We start from the raw sequence: 4,648 nt of genomic DNA, 5'->3' as shown, positions 1-4,648 counted from the left end.
AAGGGCTTCCGCGGCATCGCGACCAGATACGACAAGACCGCCACCTCATACGAGGCAGCGGTCAGTCTCGCGTCGCTCCTGCTCTGGGCAAGATCCGTTTGAAGACGGACCCTAGTACTGCAACGGCAAGCACCGTTGCAGTACTAGGATTTGTCCGGCCTATCATGTGACCGCCCCGTTCCTGGGTCGTTGTTGTGGGCACGGGGCGGGGCGATCTGACAGATTCCGAGTGGGAACGGTTACGGCCGTTCCTGCCGGTCAGCAACGGGCGTTGTGGCCGGTGGCGGGATCACCGTCAGGTGATCGACGGGATTCTGCATCGGGTGCGGACCGGGGTGCAGTGGCGTGACCTGCCCGAACGGTTCGGCCCGTGGAAGACCGTCTACGAACGCCACCGGCTGTGGTCGGCCGACGGCACCTGGGAACGTCTGCTGCAGCAGGTCCAGGCCGCGGCTGACGCGGCGGGTGAAATCGACTGGGGCATCTCGGTGGACTCCACCATCGTCCGCGCGCACCAGCATGCGGCCGGCGCCCGCATCGATCCGCCCCCGGCGCCCGGCTCAAAGGGGGGCGGCGAGGTGGAACACCAGGACGAGACGCCGTGGCAGAGCCTCGTCGGCCGCCTGGTGGAGGTGGTGCTGGAGGTGAGGGGCTGGGTCGTTCGCGGGGCGGGTTCACCAGCAAGGTCCATCTGAGCACGGACGGCCGCTGCCGCCCGCTGTCCTTGGTCATCACTCCAGGTCAGCGGGCGGACTGCACCCAGTTCAAGCCGGTTCTGGAGAAGATCCGTGTTCCCGGACCAGGCCCAGGGAGGCCGCGCAAGAAGCCGGACAGCCTTACCGCGGACAAGGCATACAGCAACGGGCCATGTCGGGAGTACCTGCGGCGGCGGGGCATTCGGCACACGATCCCGGAGAAGACCGACAGCCAGGCGACCCGCCTGCGGAAAGGCTCACGCGGCGGACGGCCACCCGGGTTCGACGAGGACCGCTACAAGAAACGCAACACCGTCGAGCGGACGATCAACCGTCTGAAACAGTCCCGAGCGGTCGCCACGCGCTACGACAAGCGCGGCTACGTCTTCCTCGGCACCGCCACCGCGGCGTCCGTCGCGATCTGGCTCCGAGCGTGGACCCCTACGCGACCCAGCAGTAGACGGCCTGGCCCTGGCCTCGGGCGCTGCTGACGAGAGCGGCCAGATCGCCCAGGATCACTTCGGCAATCTCCGTGCCGATGTCCTCGCCGTCCTCCGCCCGCTGCAAGGACCACGCGACAGCGGCATCCTTCAACTCGGACCGCTCGGCCTCGGCAAGTGCGGCGGACAGGCGAGGCGAGATCGCGAAGACGACGCACCCGTCATCGTCCTGGCCGGCGACGAGACGAGGCTCACCGGCTTCGACGAGTTCCTCGAAGCTGCCGCCGACAAGCAGGCACTCCCACTCGACCACAGCCTCTCCGGGATCGAAGTTGCCGAAGGAGAGCGACTCGAATGCACGTCGCGGCCCGGCTTGAAGAGCCAGAGCCGCTGACGCGTCATCCGAAGCAGCGAAGAACTCGACGATGATGCTCACCCCGGCATCATGCCGGACCACCCACGACCGTGATCGACCGGACAGCTCCTAGCTGACAACGACGGCTTCTGGCTGAGGGTGACCTTCTAGCCAGCGGCCGCTGTCGGCTGGTCAGTCGCCCCGTACAGGAACGACGACCGTCGGCAGCGGCCCCGCCACTTCCTGCGGGTCCACCGCCAGGCCGAACTCGCTCTCGACCGCTTCCAGAGCGGCAGCCGGGCCGGAGAAGCCGTCATCCGGCTCGTCCAGGAAGAAGCCGGCCCGTTCCAGAACCCGGTTGAGCCGGTCCGGCTCCGTCCCGGACGCCGGGCCGACCCTCCCCCAGTCGAACAGGGTAAGAATCTCCCCGTCACGGGCGTGCGCCACGCGAACGGAAGCGGTTATGGGCTGCCACACGGACACCGCTTCCGTGCCCCTGGACAGCTCCTTGAGCACCGGCTCCCTGAACGGGACACCCATCTCCGGGAGCGCATCGAACACATACGCCCACCCCGTCCCCTCCGGGCAGTAGACCCGCACCGCCCAGCTCTCCAGACCGAAGTGCTCAGCCACACCGTCGATGGGATGCCGGGGCAGCGGATCCGAGCCGACGGCACCCAGCCGGGACAGTACGTCCGCCTCCCCCAGGCCCCGGACCGCTGTCACGCAGAACCACTCGTCCCCCAGCACATCGAACAACGTGGAAGCCATGACGACCCGCACCCTCCTGGTCAGCATCTGCCTGGCGACCGCCAACGCTACGACACGTACCTGAACTCCCGGTGACGAACGCTGACACCATGAAACCGGCAAGGGGCTGGTAGCCGATCCTCCGGTTCCCGGGCCACAACAGACCGCTTCGCTTTGGATCCCCGTCCGCCGGGCCAGCCAGGCCGAACCCTCCTCCGGCTCGACAGCAGGCCGACGGGACGACATGAAGCGCTCCGGGTTTGTTGGATCAGTCAATTCTCCAGCAACCCGACTCCGTCAGACCCGGGGCAGACCACCTACGCACCCGCACCCTCGGCGGAGCGATCAACGAGTACCGATGTGCAGCTCGACCAGCAGCGATGACTTTCCAAGCGGCACAGGGGGACGGTCTGGGCTTGTCGAGGTGCCCGTGCACCGTGAAACGGGGCACGCCGAATCCGCCGGGGATCTGCTGGACGGTCCTCTCCCGCTCGTCGTCGTAGAGCCGCTGGACGAGCACGGCCTGGTCCGCGGTGAGCTCGGCCTGCGCCCGCCGTCTGTTCCGGCGGCGGATCCAACGCGTTCGGCGCGGGATTCCATCTCCACGCTCACGTCACTCCGCCCCGGTGGGCAGAACCCAGCCGAACCCTACGGTTCGCACGGGGTCGCCCAGCTGATCAGAGAGGCTGGCGAGGTGCCGCGAGTACGTCCCTGAGTACCTTCTCGAGCGTGACGCGGGCCAGTTCGTGTCTCAGGGTCTCCTCGATGTCCTGGTAGATGCCCCGCATTGCCGGCTGGATGCCGTGACCCACCACGCATTCCTGGGCCGGGGTGGTGCGGTGCATCGCGAACAGTGGGCCGGGTTCCACTGCCTCGTACACGTCGAGCAGGGTCATCGACCCCAGCTCACGCGCCAGCGACCAGCCCGCGCCCGCGCCCCGCCGGGACTCCACGAGCCCGGCCCTGCGCAGCTCGCCGAGCAGCCGCCTGATCACCACGGGGTTGGTGTTCGCGCTGGCTGCGATCTGCTCGGAGGTGGCGACCTCATGGCCCTGGCGCTGGTAGAGACCGATCCAGGCCAGCGCATGGGCGGCAATGGTCAGCCTGCTGTTGGCGCTCATGATCCCTCCTCCGGTCGCAACGCTCCATGTTACGACAGCAAAGTCGTAACAGTGAAGGTTGCGACAACCTGTCGTAACGATTATCGTTACGACACCCGGGGAGGGTCAACCAAAGACAAGCGCGGACCGTGAGCGTGTTGCGAATTCAAAGGAGAACAGGAATGGAAAGCAACGAAAAGACCATTCGCGAGGCTTACCGGCTCGCGGAAGGGAACGTTCTCGACGGTGACGGTTTCCTGGCCTTGTTCACCGAGGACGGGTCGTTCAACGACATGTCGACCTCACAGAGTTTCCGCGGAGAGCAGATTCCTCAGGTGATCGCGGGCCTCGCCCGCTCGTTCCCCGATGTACACCGTGAGCTGCTCGAGGTACATGCGTTCGGTGATGTCGTCGCCGTCGAGTTGCGAATCCAGGGCACGCATCTCGGAGGGTTTCCGACTCCGGTCGGCGAGATCCCACCGACCGGGAACCGGATCGACGTGCCGGCGGCGGACCTCTGGTACCTCCGTGACGGAAAGATCGAAAGGTTCAATTGCTACAACTCGATGAGCGTGTGGCTTGATCAAATCGGGGTCCACCCCGACTTCAAGTCCGCAGTCGAAGCCACCGAGACAGCAGCCACGACGGCGTAACTCTGCCGGTCAGCGCCGAGTATGCGACAAGACACTCCCTCCTTCGGGCCGCATACCCGGCGCTGCTTCTTGAACAAAGTTGTTGTTCGCACCCAACCGCCGACACGACCCGACAGGCCGACTCATCGAGTATCAGCAGCCCCGGCCGACAGGCAGGGTCTTTGAGAAGCGCCGAGGTGGGCGGTTCGCCTGCTGAGTGCCGGTTGTGGTGGCTTGTCGACTTCTGTCGACGTCCGCCCTGGACGCAGAACAGGCATGACCGCTGGTGATCATGTGGGTGTCTAGTCCGTATGAGCACCGAGCGAGTCCATGCCTGCGCACCCGTCTTCCCGCATGCCCTGATGCCTTCGGCAGTTGGGGGACGCCTCCGGGCATTGTCACGTTGGCTGACCGGCCTGGGATGATCTTGAAGTTGATCGTGCCGGGGAGGGGATCGCTCGTGGCGTCCGCGCCGCCGTCGTACAAGGGCCACCGGTACCCGGTGGAGATCATCGCGCTCTGCGTGTGGCTGTACCACCGTTTCCCGCTCAGCTTCCGCGAGGTCGAGGAGCTGATGCTGAAGCGCGATGTGCTCGTCTCCCACGAGACCATCCGGCGGTGGTGCCTGAAGTTCGGGCAGTCCTACGCCGACGCACCGCGCCGCCGACGCTCCCGC

At 66.3% G+C, this 4,648-nt stretch carries 4 protein-coding genes and 2 pseudogenes; 3 read left to right on the top strand and 3 right to left on the bottom strand.

Annotated features, from left to right (window positions below; translation table 11 throughout):
* Window positions 1–194: 194 nt before the first annotated feature.
* Window positions 195–1,186: pseudogene (locus B7767_RS38570) on the top strand (IS5 family transposase).
* Here B7767_RS38570 and B7767_RS38565 read toward each other — a convergent pair.
* The 3 genes from B7767_RS38565 to B7767_RS38550 all read right to left on the bottom strand — a co-directional run bounded on the left by B7767_RS38565 (window position 1,137) and on the right by B7767_RS38550 (window position 3,361).
* The gene (locus B7767_RS38565; RefSeq protein WP_085576031.1) at window positions 1,137–1,571 is read right to left on the bottom strand and encodes a hypothetical protein; all 435 of its coding nucleotides are present in this window, start codon (window positions 1,569–1,571) and stop codon (window positions 1,137–1,139) included. The pseudogene B7767_RS38570 and the gene B7767_RS38565 overlap by 50 nt on opposite strands.
* 111 nt (window positions 1,572–1,682) lie before the next feature.
* A complete protein-coding gene (locus tag B7767_RS38560) occupies window positions 1,683–2,261 on the bottom strand; it encodes a DUF6461 domain-containing protein (protein WP_143652888.1) in 579 nt (192 codons plus the stop codon).
* 656 nt (window positions 2,262–2,917) lie between these two features.
* Entirely contained in the window at window positions 2,918–3,361 is a 444-nt protein-coding gene (locus B7767_RS38550) for an Rrf2 family transcriptional regulator (protein WP_085576029.1), read from the bottom strand.
* Between the two features lie 161 nt (window positions 3,362–3,522).
* Between B7767_RS38550 and B7767_RS38545 the strand changes: the two genes are divergently transcribed.
* Together B7767_RS38545 and B7767_RS38540 are read left to right on the top strand one after the other, a co-directional pair.
* Entirely contained in the window at window positions 3,523–3,993 is a 471-nt protein-coding gene (locus B7767_RS38545) for a nuclear transport factor 2 family protein (protein ID WP_053637133.1), read from the top strand.
* A gap of 475 nt (window positions 3,994–4,468) precedes the next feature.
* Window positions 4,469–4,648: pseudogene (locus B7767_RS38540) on the top strand (IS6 family transposase); the annotation flags it as partial.

Origin of the sequence: Streptomyces sp. 13-12-16 (assembly GCF_002114215.1) — a bacterium.
Taxonomy (GTDB): Bacteria; Actinomycetota; Actinomycetes; order Streptomycetales; family Streptomycetaceae; genus Streptomyces.
The sequence above is the reverse complement of the archived record's forward strand: the minus strand, read 5'-3'. Positions and strand labels throughout refer to the sequence as shown.

Bases quoted from the DNA above. Each gene is read 5' to 3' on its own strand.
- B7767_RS38560 (WP_143652888.1), bottom strand. From the start codon at position 2,261: ATGGCTTCCACGTTGTTCGATGTGCTGGGGGACGAGTGGTTCTGCGTG.
- B7767_RS38550 (WP_085576029.1), bottom strand. From the start codon at position 3,361: ATGAGCGCCAACAGCAGGCTGACCATTGCCGCCCATGCGCTGGCCTGG.
- B7767_RS38545 (WP_053637133.1), top strand. From the start codon at position 3,523: ATGGAAAGCAACGAAAAGACCATTCGCGAGGCTTACCGGCTCGCGGAA.